The organism is Intrasporangium sp., assembly GCF_035688975.1.
GTDB lineage: Bacteria > Actinomycetota > Actinomycetes > Actinomycetales > Dermatophilaceae > CALMNV01.
The window spans coordinates 1-20,825 of the sequence record NZ_DASSMH010000089.1 but is presented as its reverse complement, the minus strand read 5'-3'; the positions used below and the strand labels follow the sequence as shown (position 1 = coordinate 20,825).

The window sequence follows — 20,825 nt, the reverse complement described above, 5'->3', positions numbered from 1 at the left end:
TGACCCTGGATCTTGGACACGCTGAATCCCGCATTCTCGCGGGAGAGAGCGAGATGATCCGAAACCATGGCCAGGAAGAACTACTCCGACGAGTTCCGTCGGCAGGCCGTTGACTTGTACGAGTCCACTCCGGCAGCGACGGTGCGTGGCATCGCCGATGACCTGGGGGTCGAGCGGGGCACTCTGCGCCACTGGCTCGACCAGTTCGGGACCGGCAAGAAGACCGCTGCCGACGGCACGATGACCCGCAGCCCGCTTAAGCCCCACCAGCCGGCGTCGGCGGTGTCACCGCCGGGCGTTGAGGAGACGCCCGAGCAGCGAATCGCACGCCTCGAGGGACGTGTCGCCGAGCTGGAGGCCGAGACCACCAAGCTCACGAGCGAGCGGGAGATCCTCCGGTCGGCGGCGAAGTATTTCGCCGGGGAGACGAACTGGTGACCCGCTTCCAGTTCGTCGCCGACCACCAAGACGCCTTCGAGGTGAAGCGGTTGTGTGAGCTCGTCGAGATCGAGCGCTCGTCCTACTACGCGTGGAAGGCAGCTGCCCTGGGGCGGGAGGCTCGGGCAGCTGCCGACGCCGAGCTCGCCGCGAAGATCCGGCAGATTCACGCCGACGACAACACCGTCGGAGCGCCGCGTGCGACCGCGGAGCTCAACGACGGCGTCGCCGTCGAGGAGCGGGTCAACCACAAGCGCGTCGCGCGGGTGATGCGTCAGCACGGCATCGCCGGCTACCAGAAGAAGCGACGGGTCAAGACCACGATCCCCGAGCCCTCGGACCAGAAGGTCCCCGACCTGTTGAAGCGGGACTTCACCGCGAAGGCACACAACGAGCGCTACGTCGGCGACATCACCTACCTGCCGCTGGCCGACGGCACGAACCTGTACCTGGCTACGGTGATCGACTGCTTCAGCCGACGGCTCGTCGGGTGGTCGGTCGCCGACCACATGCGCACCAGCCTCGTCGAGGACGCACTGAAGGCGGCCGCCGCAACCCGGGGCAGCTCGCAGGCATTGGCCGGCGCCGTCTTCCACAGCGACCACGGGTCGGTCTACACCTCCAAGGACTACGCCAAGCTGTGCGCCGACCTGGGCGTCACCCAGTCCATGGGTGCGGTGGGCACGAGCGCCGACAACGCGCTCGCCGAGTCGTTCAACGCGACCCTCAAACGGGAGGTCCTCCAAGACGCCGCCTGCTGGTCCGACGAGGCCACCTGTCGTCGCCAGGTCTTCCGCTGGATCCTGAGGTACAACACCAAGCGGCGACACTCCTGGTGCCGCTACCAGTCACCGTCCACCTACGAGTCCCTTCACGCTGCTACGCTCCCGTCAGCCGCATAATCCCACCCCGTGTCCAAGTTCCGGGGTCAAGGCCCGCCCGCCGTACGACCCGCGGCTGATGGTGCGGATCCTGCTGTACGGCTACACCACCGGGGTGCGTTCCTCACGCCAGCTGGAGGCGGCGTGTCAGGACGTGGTCGCGTTCCGGTGGCTCGCGGCCGGGCAGGGCCCGGACTACCGGTCGATCGCGCGGTTCCGTCGGCGGCACCTGTCCGCGCTGGGGCACCTGTTCACCCAGGCGCTGGCGTTGTGCCAGGCCGCGGGGATGGTCACGCTGGGCCGGGTCGCGTTGGACGGGACGAAGCTGCGCGCGAACGCCTCGCGGCGCAAGGCGATGAGCTACGTGCGGATGAGTGAGAAGGAGAAGGTCCCGGCCGGCGAGGTGTCCGAGCTGCTGGCGCAGGCCGAGGCGATCGACAAGGCGGAGGACGCGAAGTTCGGCAAGGACGCCCGCGGGGACGAGCTGCCCGAGGAGCTGCGGCGGCGTGAGTCACGGCTGGCCAAGATCCGGGAAGCGAAGCAGGCCCTTGAGGACGAAGCCCCGGGAGCGCGCCGAGCAGGCCGCCCGGGAGAAGGCCGCCGCGCGGGGTGAGGACGAGGACACCACCGCGCAGCGGGTCGCCGACGCGGCCGCAGCCGCGGTGCCGAAACCGAAGGCACAACGCAACTTCACCGACCCCGAGTCGAAGATCATGAAGACCTCCGACGGGGCGTTCCACCAGTGCTTCAACGGGCAGGCCGTGGTCGATGAGGGCCATCAGGTGATCGTCGCGGCCCAGGTGAGCGACTGCGCCGCGGATGTGGCCAACCTGATCCCGATGACCGAACAAACCACCGTGAACACCGGACAGGTGCCGGGGGAGGTGCTCGCCGATGCCGGGTACTGCTCGGCCGAGAACCTGGCGCAGGCCGCCACGGTCAGCGCGGCGTGCGGGACCGAGTTCTTCATCGCCACCGGCCGGTCCACGCACGACGCGCCCATCCCGGTTTCCCCGCGGGGACGGATCCGCAAGGACGCGACGCCGCGCGAGCGGATGGCCCGCAAGCTGACCACGACGAAGGGCCGGGCCGCCTACGCGCGGCGCAAGGTGATCGTCGAGCCGGTGTTCGGACAGATGGCCACCCTGCAGAACGCGACACAGCTGCTGCTACGCGGGCTCGACGGCGCCCGCGGTGAATGGCTGCTGCTCGCGGCCTGCCACAACCTACGCAAGCTGCACGGGCACATCGGCGTCGCCGGCCTGACCGGCCTCGCGCTGGCCTGACCGGGCCCTGTAGAGCCCGAATCTGCTTGCCACAAGCCCATATTCGGCATCCAGAACGCCCATACACCCGTCGACAGACCAAGAGCAGCCGACAGCGCCGCCCACCGGCCAAATCCGCGGCTCCACACTTTCTGGGCCCCTACCGGAACCCCGCGCCCGAGTCACGGACCCGCTGGCGCGTTACTGACCCACGCTCCTAGCACCGTGATGACCCCGGCCAGCACGATGTCGGTGCGGCGGGCACGGGCCGGGTCGGCGGGCACCCTTTCCCAGTCGTCGTCGATGCCGAAGAACGACTCTAGCCCGCCCAGGAGCGCGCTCCGCCTCCTGGGCATGCCGCCGGCTTAGGCCCGCCCGCCGACGGTCGAGGGGCGCTTCCGTGCTTGACCGGCCACGGCGCCGACCCCACGATGGTCGGGCCGCGGCGACGAGGCCACGGCTCAGCGGAAGGACGGCTCATGGCTCACACCTACGGCATCACGGAGATCGTCGGCACCTCCGAGGGCTCCATCGACGAGGCGATCAAGAGCGCCGTCGCCCGGGCGAGCAAGACCATGCGCAACCTCGACTGGTTCGAGGTGACCAACATCCGCGGCCACCTCGACGGCGGGGCGCTGGCGCACGTGCAGGTCACGCTCAAGCTGGGCTTCCGCATCGAGGAGTGACGCGCACCGCCGGGTGCGCCCGGAGGCTGGCCTGAGCGACCGCTCACCGCCAGCCGGACGCCCCCAGTGCACCCGGCGGCATACGTGGCAGGATCGGACAAGGCCGATCCGTCCAAGCCCTAGGAGTCTCGATGCCCATCGCCACCCCCGACGTGTATGCCGACATGCTCGACCGCGCGAAGGCCGGCTCCTTCGCGTATCCCGCCATCAACGTCAGCTCCTCGCAGACCCTCAACGCGGCCCTCAAGGGCTTCGCCGACGCCGGCTCCGACGGCATCGTGCAGGTCTCGACCGGCGGCGCCGAGTACCTCTCCGGGCACTCCGTCAAGAACATGGTGAGCGGCTCGCTGGCGCTGGCGGCCTACGCCGAGGAGGTGGCGAAGAGCTACCCCGTCAACATCGCCCTGCACACCGACCACTGCCCCAAGGGCAAGCTCGACGGCTTCGTCCGGCCGCTGCTCGCGGCCTCGACGGAGCGCGTCAAGAGTGGCGGCAACCCGTGGTTCCAGTCGCACATGTGGGACGGCTCCGCCGTGCCGCTCGCCGAGAACCTCGAGATCGCCAAGGAGCTGCTCGCCCTCGCCAAGGCGGCCCACGTCATCCTCGAGATCGAGGTCGGCGTCGTCGGAGGGGAGGAGGACGGCGTCGAGGGCGCGATCGACGAGAAGCTCTACTCCACCCCCGAGGACGCCATCGCCACCGTCCAGGCGCTCGGCGCCGGCGAGAACGGCCGCTACCTGACGGCGCTCACCTTCGGCAACGTGCACGGCGTCTACAAGCCGGGCAACGTCAAGCTCCGCCCGGAGATCCTGCTCGAGGCCCAGCAGGCCGCCGCGAAGGAGCTGGGCCTCGGCGACGACGCCCGGCCCTTCGACCTCGTCTTCCACGGCGGGTCCGGCTCGCTGCCCGAGGAGATCGCGGCTGCCGTCGACAACGGCGTCATCAAGATGAACGTCGACACCGACACCCAGTACGCCTTCACGCGCCCCATCGCGGACTGGATGCTGACCAACTACGCCGGTGTGCTCAAGGTCGACGGCGAGGTGGGCAACAAGAAGCAGTACGACCCCCGCGCCTGGGGCAAGGCGGCGGAGGCCGGCATGGCGGCCCGGGTCGTGGAGGCCTGCGAGGCGCTGCGGTCGGCCGGCACGCACCAGTGAGCGGCAACCTCCTCGGTATGCCGGAGACCCGGCTGCCCGAGGACCCGGCCGCCGCTCTGCTGGCGGCCGGGGAGGACGCGGCCGCGGTCGCGGCGGCGCACCCGACGTCGGCGCTGGCATGGGCGACGCTGGCCGAGGACGCGCTCGCCGAGGGCCGCGCGGTGGAGGGCTACGCCTTCGCCCGCACCGGCTACCACCGCTCGCTCGACGCGCTGCGCCGCTCGGGCTGGCGCGGGCAGGGGCCGGTGCCGTGGGCGCACGAGCCGAACCGCGGCTTCCTGCGCGCGCTCGCCGCCCTCGCCCGGGCAGCCCGCGCCATCGGCGAGGCCGACGAGGAGGCGCGCTGCATGCAGTTCCTCCGCGACTCCAGCGCCGAGGGAGCCCGGGCGCTCGGCCTCTGAGCTGGCGGTGCTGCGGGTGCCGATTCGCGTCGAGGTAGGCGGTATGCCGCTGTCTGCTGACGATATCGGCAACCCGCTGACGATATCGGCGTCCGCAGCGTGATCGCCGGTGCGGGGCTGGTCGGGGCGCGAGCGGCTACCCTTGCGGCTGGCGCATCCCAAGCAACGGAAAGGCGGAGGAATGCCGGCAATCGTGCTCGTCGGAGCGCAGTGGGGCGACGAGGGCAAGGGCAAGGCGACCGACCTGCTCGGGAGCAGCGTCGACTACGTCGTGAAGTTCAACGGCGGCAACAACGCAGGCCACACGGTCGTCATCGAGCAGGACGGCAAGCGCGAGAAGTACGCGCTGCACCTGCTGCCCTCCGGCATCCTCAGCCCGAACTGCACGCCCGTCATCGGCAACGGCGTCGTCATCGACCTCGGTGTCCTCTTCGAGGAGATCGACGGCCTGCAGGCCCGCGGCGTCGACACGTCGCGTCTCCTCGTCTCGGCCAACGCCCACGTCATCGCGTCCTACAACCGGACCCTCGACAAGGTCACGGAGCGCTTCCTAGGCAAGCGCCGCATCGGCACGACCGGCCGCGGCATCGGCCCCACCTACGCCGACAAGATGAACCGCACCGGCATCCGGATCCAGGACCTCTACGACGAGAACATCCTGCGCCAGAAGGTCGATGCCGCGCTCGACGTCAAGAACCAGGTCCTCGCGAAGATCTACAACCGGCGCGCGGTGTCCGTCGACGAGGTCGTGAGCGAGCTTCTCTCGTATGCCGATCGGCTGGCTCCCATGGTCGCCGACACCTCGCTCGTGCTGAGCCAGGCGCTCGACCGCGGCGAGACGGTGCTCTTCGAGGCGGGGCAGGCCACGCTCCTCGACGTCGACCACGGCACCTATCCCTACGTCACCTCGAGCAACGCCATCTCCGCGGGCGCGTGCACCGGCTCCGGCGTGCCGCCCACCCGCATCGACTCGGTCATCGCGATCCTCAAGGCCTACACGACGCGCGTCGGTGAGGGCCCGTTCCCGACAGAGCTGCACGACGACAAGGGCGAGTTCCTGCGCAAGACGGGAGCCGAGTACGGCACGACGACCGGCCGCCCGCGCCGGTGCGGCTGGGTCGACACGGTCATCGGCCGCTACGCGACGCGGATCAACGGCGTGACGGACTTCGTCGTCACCAAGCTCGACGTGCTCACCGGTCTGGACAAGGTGCCGGTGTGCGTGGCCTACGACGTCGAGGGCACCCGGCACGACGAGATGCCGGTCAACCAGACCGACTTCCATCACGCCGTGCCCATCTACGAGGAGCTGCCCGGGTGGTGGGAGGACATCACCCACTGCCGCACCTTCGAGGAGCTGCCCGTCAACGCCCAGCGCTACGTGCTGCGTCTCGAGGAGCTCATCGGGGCACGCGTGTCGGTGATCGGCGTGGGCCCCGGCCGCGACGAGGTCGTCGAGCGCTTCCCGCTCACTCCCTGACGCACGGGCAGATCGCCAGCCCAACGGCATACGGAATCGTCTGCAACGCAAGGAATCCCATGACTGAACAGGTCGCCCCGCTCGACTGGGTCACCCGTCTCGCCGACGAGGTGGTCGCGGAGGCGCACGAGCGCAACCCCGGCGAGACGATCGTGTGCGCCTCGGGGATCAGCCCGTCGGGACCCATCCACCTCGGCAACTTCCGCGAGCTCATCACGCCGCACCTCGTGGCCGACGAGCTCAAGCGCCGCGGCGTCCCGTGTGAGCACATCCTGAGCTGGGATGACTTCGACCGCTTCCGACGCGTGCCCAAAAACCTTGTGGGCGTGGATGACTCGTGGGAGCAGTACATCGGTATGCCGCTGACGTCCGTGCCGCCGCCCACCGGATCACCGCACGCGAGCTGGGCCGACCACTTCAAGGCGCCGCTGCTGGAGGCCATGGCCGCCACCGGCATCGAGGTGCGCCAGATCAGCCAGACCGAGCGGTACCGCGCTGGTGCCTACCGCGACGCGGTGCTGCTCGCGATGCGCGAGCGCACCGCCATCGACCAGGTGCTCGACCAGTACCGCACGCTCGAGGCCGTCGAGGCCGCGCGCCAGAAGGCGACCGGCAAGGGCAAGGGCGCCCGGCCGGGCGGCCGCGCGGGCGCGACGCTCACCGAGGAGCAGGCTGCGGCGGCGACCGAGGCGGAGCGCGGCTCGGGCGCGGCGTCGGAGGACGACGGCAGCGAGGGCAGGGCGGGCTACTACCCGTACAAGCCGTTCTGCACGGTCTGCGGCACCGACTTCACCACCGTCACGGCCTACGACGACGACCGCCACGAGCTGAGCTATGACTGCGCCAGGTGCGGCCACACCGAGACGGTCGACCTCGACACGTTCACCAACGGCAAGCTCGTGTGGAAGGTCGACTGGCCGATGCGGTGGGCGCACGAGCACGTCCTGTTCGAGCCCTCGGGGGTGGACCACCAGAGCCCCGGGAGCAGCTTCGTGGTCGGCAAGGACCTCGCCCCGATCTTCGGCTGGGAGCGGCCGGTCGGACCGATGTACGCGTTCGTCGGCATCGCCGGCATGGCCAAGATGAGCTCGTCCAGGGGCGGCGTGCCCATCCCCAACGACGCGCTCGAGGTCATGGAGCCGCAGGTGCTGCGCTGGCTCTACGCGCGTCGCAAGCCCAACCAGAGCTTCGACATCGCCTTCGGCCAGGAGCTGCAGCGGCTCTACGACGAGTGGGACTCGCTGGCGCGCAAGGTGGCCGAGGGCGCTGCGCAGGCCGCGGACCTCGCGGCGCACTCGCGGGCGACGACGACGAGCCTCGGGGCGCTGCCCACGACGCCGCGACCGATGCCCTTCCGCACCCTGGCGTCCGTCATCGACATCACCGCGGGAGACGAGGAGCAGGCGGCGCGGATCCTCTCCGACCTCGAGCCGGACCGCCCGGTCACCTCGATCGACGAGCTGCGGCCGCGACTCGACTGCGCCGAGCGGTGGATGCTCGGCTACGTCCCCGCCTCCGAGCGCACCGTCGTGCGCGCGGAGCCGGACGCCGAGCTGCTTGCCTCGCTCGACGAGGAGCAGCGGGAGTCGCTCACCCTGCTCCTCGACCGGCTCGACGAGCACTGGTCGCTCGAGGGCCTCACCCATCTGGTGTATGCCGTGCCCAAGGTCCAGCGCGGCCTGGACCCCGACGCGCGCGTCAAGGACCCGGAGCTCAGCCGGGCGCAGCGGGCCTTCTTCGCCCTGCTCTACCGGTTGCTCGTCTCCAAGGAGACCGGCCCGAGGCTGCCCACCCTCCTGCTCGCCGTGGGGGCCGACCGGGTGAGGACCCTCCTCGGCGGCTGACCCGACGCCTTCCCCCAGATATCTGGGAGGTGGGATATCGTCCTGACGCTATCCAGCCTCCCAGATATCTGGGGGGCGCGGTGTTGTCCTGGCGCTATCCAGCCTCCCAGTTGTCTGGGGGAAGGGGAGCGGGGGGCGGGACGCAGGGGGGGTGCATCCCGCCCCCCGCTCGGAGTCATCCGGTGGGGCCGGGACTCAGGGCCAACGACAGGGTCTCGGGGGGATGAGACCGGCGGGGGGGTGGGTGTTCGCGCTCCGTCGTTGCCTGAGACAAATCTTGCCCCACTTCAAGCCGGAACGCCCGATTAGTCCCCGTTCTTTACCGACTCTTTACACTTTTGGGGCAAATCCGGGCGATAGCGGACATAGCGGGTGACCTAGGTCACACCTCGGAGCCCACCCGGCAGCCTCCGAGCGGGCGGTCGACGAGGACCGCCATGCGGTGCGCGGCCCGTGTCAGCGCGACGTAGAGCACCCGGACGCCGCCGGGTGACTCGGCGGCGATCTCCCGCGGGTCCACGACAACCGTCGCGTCGTACTCGAGGCCCTTCGTCGACATGGGGTCGACGACCTCGACCCGCCCGCCGGCCGTGCCCGCGAGCGGCCGCAGGGTCGGCGCCCACCGGGCGGGGGTGATGACCGCGACGGAGCCCTCGACCTGGCCGGCCAGTACCTCCACCGCCCGCGACACCGCGCCCAGGGCATCTTCGTCGAGCGGGGCCTCCCACGGCGAGACGCCCGTCTCGCGCACCGCCTCGGGGATGTCCGCGTCAGGAACCTCGCGGCGCACGACCTCGGCGGCGTAGTCGAAGATCTCCCGCGCGTTGCGGTAGTTGGTCGCCATGTGGAACGACTGGCGGGGCTGACCGGCGAAGGCCTCGTCGCGCGCGGCGGCCGCCTCCGCGGGGTCCGGCCAGGACGCCTGGGCCGCGTCCCCGACGACGGTCCACGAGGCGTGCCGCCCACGGCGGCCGATCATCCGCCACTGCATGGGGGACAGGTCCTGGGCCTCGTCGATGAGGACGTGGGCGTACTCCTCCGGCCGCCCGATCCGCCCGGCCAGGAGCCGCCCGCGGGGGTCGTCCGCGCCGACGCGCGGCGTGGCCTCACTCGACGACGCCGCGACGGGCTGCACCTCGGTCACGCCGTACTGGCTGAGGTCGTCCAGCTCCTCGATCTCGTAGAAGCCGCGCTCCTCGCGCGGCTCGTCCTGCACCGGACCGACGCGGGCGGCCAGGTCGTCGATGAGAGCCACGTCGGAGACCGACCACGTGCCGAGCTCGAGGGCGCGGCGGAAGGACTCGGCGAGCCGGTCCGCCTCCGGCCCGGCCAGGCTGCCGTGGGCGTGCCGGCGCACGAGGTCGGGATCGGCCAGCCACAGGAGCACCTCGCGGGGGTCGACCTGCGGCCACCACTCCGCCAGGAACGACTCGACGTCGAGGTGGTCCTCCCACCGGTCGAGGAAGGCAGCCTTGGCGTCCCGGTCACCGGTGATGTCCAGGGAGGCCCAGGCCGCCTCGCCGAGCGCCGTGCGGGCCGCGGCAAGGGCGAGGTTCCGCTGGTGCTGCCGGAGCACCTGGGCGCGGACCCGGTCGAGCGTGCGCGCGTCGAGCCGCACCGCGTGGCCCGAAACCACGGCGCGGAACTCCGTCGGCGCACCTGGCACCCGGCCGCGGGCGGCGGCCCCGAGAAGCTTGCGGATCCGCGTCGTCCCCTTGATGCGGGCCACGTCCGGGGGGTCGAGTCGCTCGGTGCCGACGGCGTCGACGACGTCGCCGACGGCGCGGAGCACGACGCTCTCCTCGCCGAGCGAGGGCAGCACGCGCTCGATGTAGGCCGTGTACGCACCGGACGGGCCGATGACGAGGATGCCGCCGGACTCGAAGCGGCGCCGGTCGGAGTAGAGCAGGTAGGCCGCGCGGTGCAGCGCCACGACGGTCTTGCCCGTCCCGGGTCCGCCGGTGATCTCCGTGATGCCGCGCGCACTCGCCCGGATCGCCTCGTCCTGGTGCGCCTGGATCGTGGCCACGATGTCGCGCATCCGGGCCCCCCGGCTGCGAGTCAGGGCCGCCATGAGAGCGCCGTCGCCGACGACGACGATGTCGTCCGGCGCCTCGGGCACCATGAGGTCGTCCTCCACGCCGATGACGGTCGCCCCGCGGCTGCGCAGGACCCGGCGGCGCACGACGCCCATCGGCTGCGTCGGGGTGGCGCGGTAGAAGGCGGACGCGGCCGGGGCACGCCAGTCGATGACGAGCGGCTCGTAGTCGTCGTCGCGGACGCCGAGCCGGCCGATGTAGCGCACCTCGCGCTCGGTGCCGGGCCGCGCCTCACCAGCCGGAGCCCGCCGCTCGTGGTCGAGATCGAGCCGGCCGAAGACGAGCCCCTCGAACTGGGCGTCGAGCGCGGAGCGCCGTTTGGCGGCGTGGAAGACCAAGGCGTCGCGCTCGAAGAGCCCGGCCGCCTCCTCGAAGCCCACCTCGCCGGACTTGACGATCTGGCCCCGGGCCAGGCCCTCGGCCTGCACGATGTCGGCGCGTCGGCCGGCCTTCTCGAGCTCTGCGTGGACACGGTCGACGTGCGCCTGCTCGATGGCGATCTGCTGTGCGACGGCATCGGGCACGGCGGCCCCACGGGTCTCGACGTTCGAAGAAGTCACGGCCTCAAGGTGCTCTCGGTCTGCGGGGTCGCCCGACTGCTCGCGGGCGCCCGCCCCCGGAGTCGTCCCGGCGGCGGGAACGAGCCAGTCTAGTGTCTTCCCATGTCCACCCCGGGTCGGGTCCCGCCCAGCGGCTGTATGCCGCCCACCGGCGAGCCGCTCGTCGGCCGCGTCGTCCGCCTCGACGTCATGCGCGCCGAGGACGCGCCGGGCCTCTTCGAGGTCTACGGCGACCCGCGCTGCTACGAGCACGGCTACCTCATGACTACCCCGCCCGGGTCGCTCGCCGACACCGAGCGGGTCGTCGCCGCCCACGTGCGGGCCCGCGAGGCCGGCCGGACGGCATACACCGTCCGGCTCGTGGCCGACTCGGCCCTCGGCCCAGCGGGCACCGTGGTCGGCACGAGCTCGCTCGGTGACGTCGACCTCGAGCGGGAGCACGTCCACCTGGGCTGGACGATCTACGGCTCGCGCTGGTGGGGCACGGCGGTCAACCCGGAGACCAAGCTCCTGCTCCTCACGCACGCCTTCGACACGTGCGGCTTCGGACGCGTGCGGATCCAGACCGACGTGCGCAACGAGCGGTCCCGCGCGGCCATCGAGAGGCTCGGCGCCCGCTTCGAGGGCGTCACCCGCCGCGACGTCCGGCGAGCCGACGGCAGCTGGCGCGACACGGCCGTCCACTCGGTCCTCGTGGAGGAGTGGCCGCAGGTGCGGGCAGGACTCGTGGCCCGCCTCGCCGGGCACCCGGGCGGGCAAATAGGCTGACCGCCGTGAGAGCCCTCGTCCTCGGATCCGGTGCCCGTGAGCACGCGCTCGTCAAGGGGCTCGCGGCCGACCCCGAGGTCGACGCGGTCATCGCCGCCCCGGGCAACCCGGGCATCGACGCGACGGCGCTCTGCGTCCCCACCGACATCCTCGACGGCGAGGCGGTCGCCGCGCTCGCGCGGGCGCACGACGTCGACCTCGTCGTCGTCGGGCCGGAGGCGCCGCTCGTGGCGGGGGTCGCCGACGTATGCCGGGCCGCCGGCCTGGCCGTGTGCGGGCCGTCCGCTGCGGCGGCCGCGCTCGAGGGCAGCAAGGCGTTCGCCAAGGAGGTCATGGCCGCCGCAGGCGTGCCGACCGCCTTCGCCCACGTGTGCACGACGATGCCGGAGGTGGAGGCGGCGCTCGATGCCCTGGGCGCCCCCTACGTCGTCAAGGACGACGGTCTCGCGGCCGGCAAGGGCGTCGTCGTCACCGACTCGCGCGCCGAGGCGGTCCAGCACGCCCGGGCCTGTCTGGCGAAGCCCGATGGGCGGCTCGTCGTCGAGGAGTTCCTCGACGGGCCGGAGGTGTCGCTCTTCTGCCTCGCCGACGGACGCACGGTCGTGCCACTCCAGCCGGCGCAGGACTTCAAGCGGGCCGCCGACGGTGACGAGGGACCCAACACCGGTGGCATGGGGGCCTACTCGCCCCTCGACTGGGCGCCGACGGGTCTCGTCGACGACGTCGTCGCCCGGGTGGCGCAGCCGACCGTCGACGAGATGCGCCGGCGGGGGACGCCGTTCGTCGGCATCCTCTACGTCGGCCTCGCCCTCACCGCGCGCGGACCCCGGGTCGTGGAGTTCAACGCCCGGCTCGGGGACCCCGACGGGCAGGCCGTCCTGGCCCGGCTGGAGACGCCGCTCGGCCAGCTGCTCCTCGCGACGGCCACCGGCGGGCTCGCCGACGTCGGCCCGCTGCGCTGGTCCGACGACCGGGCGGTCGTCGTCGTCGTCGCCTCGGCCGGCTACCCGGCCTCCGTCCGGACCGGCGACCCCATCACCGGCATCGAGGAGGCAGCCGAGGTGCCCGGTGTCGCGGTCCTCCATGCCGGCACCCGGCGCGGCAGCGACGGGACCCTTCTGTCCGCCGGCGGCCGGGTCCTCGACGTCGTCGCGGTGGGGGCCGACCTCGCCGAGGCCAGGCGGGCGGCATACGAGGCGGTGGGCCGCATCGAGCTCGACGGGTCACACCACCGCACCGACATCGCGCTCGCGGCGGCGCGGGGGCAGGTCGTGCCGCTCTGAGGCAGCCGGCCACTCGGCGGCATACGTCGAGTGACCAGTTCCGCACGCCCCCCACTCGGCGGCATACGTCGAGTGGCCAGTTCCGCACGCCCCCCAGCTGCCACGTTCGCCGGTGTCCGGAGACGTTCACCGTGACCCATCGGACGCGACAAGCCAGTTGACCTACCACGCCCGCCAGCTGCCCAATGGTCGGGTGAGCACTCCGCGCGCCGTCGTGCTGGTCGAGGGGGACAGCGACCGTGTGGCGCTACAGACCCTGGCCCGGCGTTGTGGCCGGGACCTCGCCGTCGAGGGGGTCACGGTCGTGGCGATGGGCGGCATCACCAACACGCGTGCCTTCGTGTCGCGATACGGGCCGCGCGGTCTGGGCCTCCCGCTCGCCGGGCTCTACGACGCCGCGGACGAGCCCAAGCTTCGGCGCGGGCTGGCGGCCGCCGGGCTGGCTGCTGCGCTCGAGCCGGACGGCCCGTCGCGTCTGGGCTTCCATGGATGCTCGGCAGACCTGGAGGACGAGCTCATCCGCGCCCTCGGCGCCGACGCGGTCGCAGCCGTCATCGAGGCGGCGGGGGAGGGCCGCTCCCTACGCCGCCTGGCGGCCATGCCCGCCCAACGCGGGTGGACACGCGAGGCGGTCCTGCGGCGTTATCTCGCGGCGGGCTCCGGTCGTAAGGCGCGCTACGCAGCGCTGCTGGTCGAGGCGATGGAGCCGGCGAGGGTGCCCGAGCCGTTGACGGCCCTGCTCGGCCGTCTCTGAGCCGACCATGCGTTCGTATGCCGTGGGGCATCCGTTCGCGCGCGGGTGGCAGGCCCCGTGCCCGGGCGCCGCATCGCCGCTCCACCGCGGGTGTCCTCGTCGTCGACACGGGGAACCGCGCTGGCACGGTGCGACTCTCGCGCGTCGCCTTCCGGCTGCCTGAGGTGCGGGCAGCGCGCAGGTGTGGCCGTGCGCAAGACTGTCGGCCATGACCTTCGCTTCGGCGGCCGAGCTGCCCGGTTACGTGCCCGTCTACTCGGGGAAGGTGCGCGACCTCTACGCGCCGCTCGACGCGACGGGCCGCCCGGTCGAGGACCGGCTGATGCTGGTGGCGTCGGACCGGATCTCCGCCTACGACTACGTCCTCGACACGCCGATTCCCGACAAGGGAGTCGTGCTCACCAGGCTCTCCCTGTGGTGGTTCGACCAGCTGCGAGACCTCGTGCCCAACCACGTCGTCTCGACGGACGTGCCCCAGGCGGTCGCCGGGCGCGGGGTGCTCGTGCGCCGGCTGGAGATGCTCAAGGTCGAGGCGATCGCCCGTGCCTACCTCACCGGGAGCGGGCTCGAGGAGTACCGCGAGCGCGGGTCCGTCTGCGGCGTCGAGCTGCCCGCCGGGCTCGAGGACGGGTCCCGGCTGCCAGAGCCGATCTTCACGCCCACGACCAAGGCGCCGCTGGGCGAGCATGACCTGCCCATGTCGGCGGTGGAGGTCGAGGCCGAGCTGGGCCGTGAGCAGGCCGAGGAGGTGTCGCGATTGACGCGCGCGATCCTGAGCAGGGGCAACGAGATCGCCGGGGACCGCGGCATACTCATCGCCGACACGAAGGTGGAGTTCGGGCGCGCGCCGGATGGCTCTGGTGGCCTCGTGCTCGCGGACGAGGTCCTCACTCCGGACTCGTCGCGTTTCTGGCCGGCGGACCAGTGGCGTCCGGGGCGGACCCAGCCGTCCTTCGACAAGCAGTACGTGCGGGACTGGCTCACGTCACCCGAGTCGGGTTGGTCGCGGACGAGCGGCGAGGCTCCGCCGCCCTTGCCCGCGCACGTCGTCGACCGGACGCGGGCGAAGTATGTGGAGGCCTACGAGCGGCTCACCGGCGAGCGCTTCTGACGCGCTCGAAGGGCATGGCAGGCTGGGGCCATGAGCGCGCAGTCGGCCGGCCCCGCCCGGTTCATCGTCCGTCAGAAGCTGACCCTCATGGTCAACCGCTACGAGGTCATCGAGACCGACGAGGCCGGCACCGAGGTGGGCCTGCTGTGCTTCGCCGAGCAGAAGCGGATGGCGTTCAAGGAGCAGGTGACCTTCTTCTCCGACGCGGCGAAGACCGAGCCGGTCTTCGGCTTCAAGGCCCGCTCGGTGATCGACCTCGGTGCGACCTACGACATCACCGACGCGGCGGGGCGGCCCATCGGCTGGTTCAAGAAGGACTTCGCAGCCTCCCTGGGCCGCTCGACGTGGCACCTGGGCACGCCGGACGGGTTCACGTGCGTCGGGCAGGAGCGCAACGCCAAGGTCGCGGTGCTGCGCCGGGTGTGGGACTTCCTGCCGGTCGTCGGCGAGCTGCCCGTCCCATGGCTCTTCCACTTCGACTTCCGCGCCGGCGACGGCGCCGTGGTCCTCAGCTCGACCAAGAAGGTGGGCCTGAAGGACACCTACTTCGTCGAGCTGCCCGCGCAGGCCAACGGCTGGCGCCTCGACTGGCGGGTCGGCGCCGCCATGGCGGTCGCCCTCGACGCCCTGCAGTCGCGCTGACGTCCCCACCACCGCCGTCTCCCCCCAGACAACTGGGAGGCTGGGGTGCGTCATAGCGCTATCCAGCCTCCCAGACAATTGGGGGAGGGCCGGCGGTGGCCCCGGAGGCCGATAGACTCGGCGCGCCGGATCCGGACCACCCCCAGGAGAGCCTTGCCCATGGGAAGCATCGTCGTGGACGTCATGCTCAAGCCCGAGATCCTCGACCCCCAGGGGCAGGCCGTGCGCGGTGCGCTGCCGCGGCTCGGGTTCTCCCGGTTCACCGACGTGCGTCAGGGCAAGCGGTTCGTCCTCACCGTCGACGGTGACGTGACGGAGGAGCACCTCGCGCAGGCGCGGGAGGCGGCGCAGACGCTGCTGAGCAACCCGGTGATCGAGGACGTGGTTTCCGTCCGGGCGCAGCAGGACAGTGGTTTCGTCCGGGCGGAGGGCGAGGCGCAGTGAGGATCGGCGTCGTCACCTTCCCCGGCTCGCTCGACGACCGTGACGCCGCTCGCGCCGTCCGGGCGTGCGGCGGCGAGGCCGTCGCGTTGTGGCACGGCGACGCGGACCTCAAGGGCGTCGACGCGGTCATCCTGCCCGGCGGCTTCTCCTACGGCGACTACCTGCGCTGCGGGGCGATCGCGCGCTTCGCGCCGGTCATGGAGCGCCTCATCCCGGCAGCGCGGGGAGGCCTGCCGGTCCTCGGCATCTGCAACGGCTTCCAGGTGCTCACCGAGAGCCACCTGCTGCCGGGCGCGCTGATCCGCAACGACCACCGCAAGTTCAACTGTGTCGACGCGCGCCTCGTCGTGGAGAACGCCCGCACCGCCTGGACCTCGGACTTCACCGAGGGACAGGAGATCACCATCGTGCTCAAGAACGGCGAGGGCGGCTACGTCGCCGACGAGCGGACGCTCGACGAGCTCGAGGGCGAGGGCCGGGTCGTCTTCCGGTATGCCGTGGAGCCGGGCGGCCGCAACCCCAACGGCTCGTACCGCGACATCGCCGGCATCACCAACGAGCGCGGCAACGTCGTCGGGCTCATGCCGCACCCGGAGCACGCGGTCGAGCAGGGCTTCGGACCGAGCCTCGACGGCCGTGGCTTCTTCACCTCGGTCCTCCGGCACACTCTCGAGAGCGCAGCGACGGCATGACCGACACCACGCAGGCCCCCGCCCAGCCGCACGCGGACACCGTCGAGCAGGCCGCGACGACGCCCGAGGTCCCGCAGCCGTGGGCCGAGCTCGGCCTCAAGGACGACGAGTACACCCGGATCCGAGAGATCCTCGGGCGCCGCCCGACCATCGCCGAGCTCGCGATGTACTCCGTGATGTGGTCGGAGCACTGTTCCTACAAGTCGAGCAAGATCCACTTCTCGCTGTGGGGCCAGAACACGACCGACGAGATGCGCGAGAAGCTGCTCGTCGGGATCGGCGAGAACGCGGGAGTCGTCGACATCGGCGACGGATGGGCGGTGACCTTCAAGATCGAGTCGCACAACCACCCCTCCTACGTCGAGCCCTACCAGGGGGCGGCGACCGGGGTCGGCGGCATCGTCCGCGACATCATGTCGATGGGCGCCCGGCCCATCGCGGTGATGGACTCGCTGCGCTTCGGCAACCTCTTCCACCCGGACACCCAGCGCGTGCTGCCGGGCGTCGTCGCCGGCGTGGGCGGCTACGGCAACTGCCTCGGACTGCCCAATATCGGTGGCGAGGTGGTCTTCGACGAGTGCTACCAAGGCAATCCGCTCGTCAACGCGCTCTGCGTCGGCGCGATGCGCACGGAGGACATCCACCTGGCCAAGGCGACGGGGGTCGGCAACAAGGTGGTCCTCTTCGGCGCCAAGACGGGCGGTGACGGCATCGGCGGCGTCTCCGTCCTCGCCTCCGAGACCTTCGACGCGGGTGGTCCCACCAAGCGCCCGGCCGTCCAGGTGGGTGACCCCTTCGCCGAGAAGGTCCTCATCGAGTGCTGTCTCGACCTCTACCGCGCGGGTGTGGTCGACGGCATACAGGACCTCGGTGGCGCCGGACTCTCCTGTGCCACAAGCGAGCTCGCGTCCGCCGGTGACGGCGGCATGCGGGTCGAGCTCGACCTCGTGCCCCTGCGCGACGCGAGCCTCCGGCCCGAGGAGATCCTCATGTCGGAGAGCCAGGAGCGGATGATGGCGATCGTGGAGCCGACCCGGCTCGACGAGTTCCTCGCCATCTGTCGCCGCTGGGACGTCGAGGCGACGGTCATCGGCGAGGTCACCGAGGGCGAGCGCCTCGTCGTGACGTGGCACGGGGAGGTCATCGTCGACGTGCCGCCGCGGTCGGTGGCCCACGACGGGCCGGTCTACGACCGCCCGCTCGAGCGACCGGCATACCTCGATGCCTTGCATGCCAACGGTCCCGAGTCGCTCGCCCGGCCGCGCACGGGTGACGAGATCCGGGCGCAGCTGCTGCAGCTGCTCGGCTCGCCCAACCTCTGCGACCGCGCCTGGGTCACGGACCAGTACGACCGCTACGTCCTCGGAAACACGGCGCTGGCCCAGCCCGACGACGCGGGCGTCGTCCGGGTCGACGAGGAGACGGGGCGCGGGGTCGCCCTGGCGACCGACTGCAACAGCCGCTTCGCCAAGCTCGACCCGTATGCCGGTGCGCAGCTCGCGCTCGCCGAGGCCTACCGCAACGTCGCCATCGCCGGCGCCGAGCCGCTCGCCGTCACCGACTGCCTCAACTTCGGCTCGCCGGAGGACCCGGGCGTCATGTGGCAGTTCCGCGAGGCGGTGCGCGGCATCGCGGAGGGCTGCAAGACCCTCGGCATCCCGGTGACGGGGGGCAACGTCTCCTTCTACAACCAGACGGGTGACGTCGCCATCCACCCGACGCCGGTCATCGGCGTGCTCGGCGTCATGGAGGACGTGGCCAAGCGCTCCGGCTCCGGTTTCCGCACCGAGGGCGCCGCGATCTACCTCCTCGGGTCCACGCGCGACGAGCTCGGCGGCTCGGAGTGGGCCCACGTCGTGCACCGCCACCTCGGCGGGACGCCGCCCACCGTGGACCTGGCAGCGGAGCAGACGCTCGCCGGCGTCCTCGTCGCGGCGGGCCGCGCCGGGCTCGTCGACGCCGCCCACGACCTGTCCGACGGCGGCCTCGCGATCGCGCTGGCCGAGGCCACGATGCGGCACGGCGTGGGTGCCACGGTCGACGGGCTCGACCGGGTCGGGGAGGGCCTCGACCCCTTCACGGCGCTCTTCTCGGAGTCGGCGGCCCGCGCGGTCGTGGCCGTCCCGGCTGACCGCACCGCCGACTTCGAGACACTCGTCGGTGACGTGCCGTGCGCGCGGATCGGCACCACCGGCGGTCGCAACCTCGTGGTGGAGGGCCAGTTCACGGTCTCCGTCGCGGAGCTCACGGCCGTCCATGCCGCCACCCTGCCGGCCGTCTTCGGCGACTGAGCACCCCGGCAGGCCGCCGGGGCCGCGCGGCCCGGCTCGCCGGCATACGCGCCCATCGCCTCCCCGCGGGGTTAGCGTAGGGAGGTGACTGCCGCTCCCTCGCCGACCACCGTGGGCGCGCTCCGCGCGTCGGGCCACCAGCAGAGGCACCTCAAGCAGGAGCTGCGCGACAACCTGCTCATCGCGCTGCGCTCCGGACGCGACCCGTGGCCCGGGCTGCACGGGTTCGCCGAGACCGTTATCCCGCAGCTCGAGCGGGCCGTGCTCGCCGGCCACGACGTCGTCCTGCTCGGCGAGCGGGGTCAGGGCAAGACGCGCCTGCTGCGCACGCTCGTCGGTCTGCTCGACGAGTGGACCCCCGTCATCGCCGGGAGCGAGCTCGGGGAGCATCCCTACGACCCCGTCACGCCGGTGTCACGCCGGCGCGCGGCCGAGCTCGGCGACGACCTGCCCGTCGCGTGGCGGCACCGCACCGAGCGGTATGCCGAGAAGCTCGCCACCCCGGACACGAGCGTCGCCGACCTCATCGGCGACGTCGACCCCATGAAGGTGGCCGAGGGCCGCTCGCTCGGCGACCCGGAGACCATCCACTTCGGCCTCATCCCGCGCTCGCACCGGGGCATCGTCGCGATCAACGAGCTGCCCGACCTCGCCGAGCGCATCCAGGTCGCGATGCTCAACGTCATGGAGGAGCGCGACATCCAGATCCGTGGCTACGTGCTGCGGCTGCCCCTCGACGTCCTCGTCGTCGCCAGCGCGAACCCGGAGGACTACACCAACCGCGGCCGGATCATCACGCCGCTCAAGGACCGTTTCGGCGCGGAGATCCGCACCCACTACCCCGTGGCGCTCGAGGACGAGGTGGCGGTCATCCGCCAGGAGGCGCACCTCGTCGCCCACGTGCCGGACCAGCTGGTGGAGATCCTCGCCCGCTTCACCCGCAACCTCCGGGAGTCGAGCAGCGTCGACCAGCGCTCGGGCGTCAGCGCCCGGTTCTCGATCGCCGGCGCCGAGACCGTCGCGGCCGCTGCCCTGCACCGCGCCACGAGCCAGGGCGAGGCGCGGGCCGTCGCCCGGGTCGTCGACCTGCCGGCCGCCGTCGACGTGCTGGGGGGCAAGGTCGAGTTCGAGACCGGGGAGGAGGGCCGCGAGGCGGAGATCCTCACGCACCTGCTGCGCACGGCGACCGCGGAGACGGTCCGGCACCACTTCCGCGGCATCGACTTCGCGGTCCTCGTCGCCGCGATCGAGCGGGGGGCCATGGTGACCACCGGAGAGCAGGTCAGCGCGCGGGACTTCCTCACCGGCCTGCCGGTGCTGGGCGAGTCGGAGCTCTACGACGACGTGTGCGACCGTCTCGGCGCCACGGACGACGGCACGCGCGCCAGCGCCATCGAGCTGGCGCTCGAGGGCCTCTACCTCGCCCGCAAGATCAGCAAGGAGACCGGGGGCGGAGAGACGGTGTACGGATGAGGACGCGCTACGGCCGGTATGCCGGTGGGCCCGACCCGCTGGCGCCACCGGTCGACCTCGCGGAGGCCCTCGACGCCATCGGCGAGGAGGTCATGGCCGGGTACTCGCCCGAGCGCGCCATGCGCGAGTTCCTCCGCCGCGGCGGACGGGACCGGGCCGGCCTCGATGAGCTCGCTCGCCGCGTGGCCCAGCGGCGCCGGGAGCTGCTCCAGCGGCACAACCTCGACGGCACGCTCGAGGAGGTCCGCGAGCTGCTCGAGCATGCGGTGCTGGAGGAGCGCAAGCAGCTCGCCCGCGACCTCGATGACGAGGCGCGCTTCGCCGAGCTGCGGCTCGAGGGCCTCCCGCCGTCGCCGGCGGCTGCCGTCAGCGAGCTCGCCGACTACTCATGGCGCTCGCCGCAGGCCCGCGAGGACTACGAGCGGATCAAGGACCTCCTGGGCCGGGAGCTGCTCGACCAGCGCTTCGCCGGGATGAAACGCGCGCTCGAAGGCGCCACCGACGAGGACCGTGCCGCGGTCACGGAGATGCTGCGCGACCTCAACCAGCTCCT

Annotated in this window: 18 protein-coding genes and 1 pseudogene; 18 read left to right on the top strand and 1 reads right to left on the bottom strand. The window is 71.9% G+C overall.

The features are described 5' to 3' along the window. Positions 1 to 66 precede the first annotated feature (66 nt). From VFJ94_RS09570 to lysS, 8 genes are all read left to right on the top strand, one after another. A protein-coding gene (locus VFJ94_RS09570; RefSeq protein ID WP_325003974.1) for an IS3 family transposase occupies positions 67 to 1,340 on the top strand; the annotation gives its coding sequence in 2 pieces (ribosomal slippage) (positions 67 to 418 and positions 418 to 1,340; 1,275 coding nt in all). Continuing rightward, positions 1,315 to 1,932, top strand: coding sequence for a transposase (locus VFJ94_RS09565; RefSeq protein ID WP_422653710.1), 618 nt, complete (start codon positions 1,315 to 1,317; stop codon positions 1,930 to 1,932). Before VFJ94_RS09570 ends, VFJ94_RS09565 begins: the two co-directional genes overlap by 26 nt. After that, complete coding sequence (locus tag VFJ94_RS09560) at positions 1,868 to 2,605, top strand: transposase (protein WP_325003972.1); 738 nt, start codon at positions 1,868 to 1,870, stop codon at positions 2,603 to 2,605. The genes VFJ94_RS09565 and VFJ94_RS09560 overlap by 65 nt, the downstream gene beginning before the upstream one ends. Positions 2,606 to 3,063: 458 nt before the next feature. After that, on the top strand, positions 3,064 to 3,270 hold the full coding sequence (locus VFJ94_RS09555; RefSeq protein ID WP_325003971.1) for a dodecin: 207 nt from the start codon (positions 3,064 to 3,066) through the stop codon (positions 3,268 to 3,270). Between the two features lie 131 nt (positions 3,271 to 3,401). Beyond that, the gene (gene fbaA / locus VFJ94_RS09550) at positions 3,402 to 4,430 is read left to right on the top strand and encodes a class II fructose-bisphosphate aldolase (protein WP_325003970.1); all 1,029 of its coding nucleotides are present in this window, start codon (positions 3,402 to 3,404) and stop codon (positions 4,428 to 4,430) included. Further along, positions 4,427 to 4,831, top strand: coding sequence for a DUF3151 domain-containing protein (locus VFJ94_RS09545; protein WP_325003969.1), 405 nt, complete (start codon positions 4,427 to 4,429; stop codon positions 4,829 to 4,831). Before fbaA ends, VFJ94_RS09545 begins: the two co-directional genes overlap by 4 nt. 181 nt (positions 4,832 to 5,012) lie before the next feature. Next, on the top strand, positions 5,013 to 6,311 hold the full coding sequence (locus tag VFJ94_RS09540; RefSeq protein WP_325003968.1) for an adenylosuccinate synthase: 1,299 nt from the start codon (positions 5,013 to 5,015) through the stop codon (positions 6,309 to 6,311). A gap of 59 nt (positions 6,312 to 6,370) precedes the next feature. Beyond that, on the top strand, positions 6,371 to 8,155 hold the full coding sequence (gene lysS / locus VFJ94_RS09535) for a lysine--tRNA ligase (protein ID WP_325003967.1): 1,785 nt from the start codon (positions 6,371 to 6,373) through the stop codon (positions 8,153 to 8,155). Between the two features lie 382 nt (positions 8,156 to 8,537). Here the strand turns inward: lysS and VFJ94_RS09530 are convergent, their stop codons facing one another. Further along, the gene (locus tag VFJ94_RS09530) at positions 8,538 to 10,814 is read right to left on the bottom strand and encodes a HelD family protein (protein ID WP_325003966.1); all 2,277 of its coding nucleotides are present in this window, start codon (positions 10,812 to 10,814) and stop codon (positions 8,538 to 8,540) included. A 102-nt stretch (positions 10,815 to 10,916) separates the two neighbouring features. Here VFJ94_RS09530 and VFJ94_RS09525 point away from each other — a divergent pair, with 102 nt between their 5' ends. From VFJ94_RS09525 to VFJ94_RS09480, 10 genes and pseudogenes are all read left to right on the top strand, one after another. Beyond that, positions 10,917 to 11,582, top strand: a complete 666-nt coding sequence (locus VFJ94_RS09525; protein ID WP_325003965.1) for a GNAT family protein — start codon at positions 10,917 to 10,919, stop codon at positions 11,580 to 11,582. 5 nt (positions 11,583 to 11,587) lie between these two features. Continuing rightward, positions 11,588 to 12,865, top strand: a complete 1,278-nt coding sequence (gene purD, locus VFJ94_RS09520) for a phosphoribosylamine--glycine ligase (RefSeq protein WP_325003964.1) — start codon at positions 11,588 to 11,590, stop codon at positions 12,863 to 12,865. A 193-nt stretch (positions 12,866 to 13,058) separates the two neighbouring features. Beyond that, positions 13,059 to 13,619, top strand: a complete 561-nt coding sequence (locus tag VFJ94_RS09515; protein ID WP_325003963.1) for an ATP-dependent endonuclease — start codon at positions 13,059 to 13,061, stop codon at positions 13,617 to 13,619. A 208-nt stretch (positions 13,620 to 13,827) separates the two neighbouring features. Further along, positions 13,828 to 14,730: a phosphoribosylaminoimidazolesuccinocarboxamide synthase gene (locus VFJ94_RS09510; protein ID WP_325003962.1), complete on the top strand. Its 903-nt coding sequence runs from the start codon at positions 13,828 to 13,830 to the stop codon at positions 14,728 to 14,730. 30 nt (positions 14,731 to 14,760) lie between these two features. After that, a complete protein-coding gene (locus tag VFJ94_RS09505) occupies positions 14,761 to 15,372 on the top strand; it encodes a hypothetical protein (protein ID WP_325003961.1) in 612 nt (203 codons plus the stop codon). Between the two features lie 159 nt (positions 15,373 to 15,531). Next, positions 15,532 to 15,816, top strand: coding sequence for a phosphoribosylformylglycinamidine synthase subunit PurS (gene purS / locus VFJ94_RS09500; RefSeq protein ID WP_325003960.1), 285 nt, complete (start codon positions 15,532 to 15,534; stop codon positions 15,814 to 15,816). Next, the gene (gene purQ, locus VFJ94_RS09495; RefSeq protein ID WP_325003959.1) at positions 15,813 to 16,508 is read left to right on the top strand and encodes a phosphoribosylformylglycinamidine synthase subunit PurQ; all 696 of its coding nucleotides are present in this window, start codon (positions 15,813 to 15,815) and stop codon (positions 16,506 to 16,508) included. Before purS ends, purQ begins: the two co-directional genes overlap by 4 nt. Next, complete coding sequence (gene purL / locus VFJ94_RS09490; RefSeq protein WP_325003958.1) at positions 16,505 to 18,799, top strand: phosphoribosylformylglycinamidine synthase subunit PurL; 2,295 nt, start codon at positions 16,505 to 16,507, stop codon at positions 18,797 to 18,799. Before purQ ends, purL begins: the two co-directional genes overlap by 4 nt. A gap of 84 nt (positions 18,800 to 18,883) precedes the next feature. After that, positions 18,884 to 20,272 carry a magnesium chelatase gene (locus tag VFJ94_RS09485; protein ID WP_325003957.1) on the top strand — a complete coding sequence of 463 codons (1,389 nt, stop codon included), beginning with the start codon at positions 18,884 to 18,886 and terminating at the stop codon, positions 20,270 to 20,272. Continuing rightward, positions 20,269 to 20,825: pseudogene (locus tag VFJ94_RS09480) on the top strand (hypothetical protein); the annotation flags it as partial. The gene VFJ94_RS09485 and the pseudogene VFJ94_RS09480, both read left to right, overlap by 4 nt.

Excerpts from the sequence above, each read along its gene's own strand:
- VFJ94_RS09555 (WP_325003971.1), top strand. The coding sequence starts at position 3,064 with ATGGCTCACACCTACGGCATCACGGAGATCGTCGGCACCTCCGAGGGC.
- fbaA (WP_325003970.1), top strand. The coding sequence starts at position 3,402 with ATGCCCATCGCCACCCCCGACGTGTATGCCGACATGCTCGACCGCGCG.
- VFJ94_RS09540 (WP_325003968.1), top strand. The coding sequence starts at position 5,013 with ATGCCGGCAATCGTGCTCGTCGGAGCGCAGTGGGGCGACGAGGGCAAG.
- lysS (WP_325003967.1), top strand. The coding sequence starts at position 6,371 with ATGACTGAACAGGTCGCCCCGCTCGACTGGGTCACCCGTCTCGCCGAC.
- VFJ94_RS09525 (WP_325003965.1), top strand. The coding sequence starts at position 10,917 with ATGTCCACCCCGGGTCGGGTCCCGCCCAGCGGCTGTATGCCGCCCACC.
- VFJ94_RS09510 (WP_325003962.1), top strand. The coding sequence starts at position 13,828 with ATGACCTTCGCTTCGGCGGCCGAGCTGCCCGGTTACGTGCCCGTCTAC.
- VFJ94_RS09505 (WP_325003961.1), top strand. The coding sequence starts at position 14,761 with ATGAGCGCGCAGTCGGCCGGCCCCGCCCGGTTCATCGTCCGTCAGAAG.
- purS (WP_325003960.1), top strand. The coding sequence starts at position 15,532 with ATGGGAAGCATCGTCGTGGACGTCATGCTCAAGCCCGAGATCCTCGAC.
- purL (WP_325003958.1), top strand. The coding sequence starts at position 16,505 with ATGACCGACACCACGCAGGCCCCCGCCCAGCCGCACGCGGACACCGTC.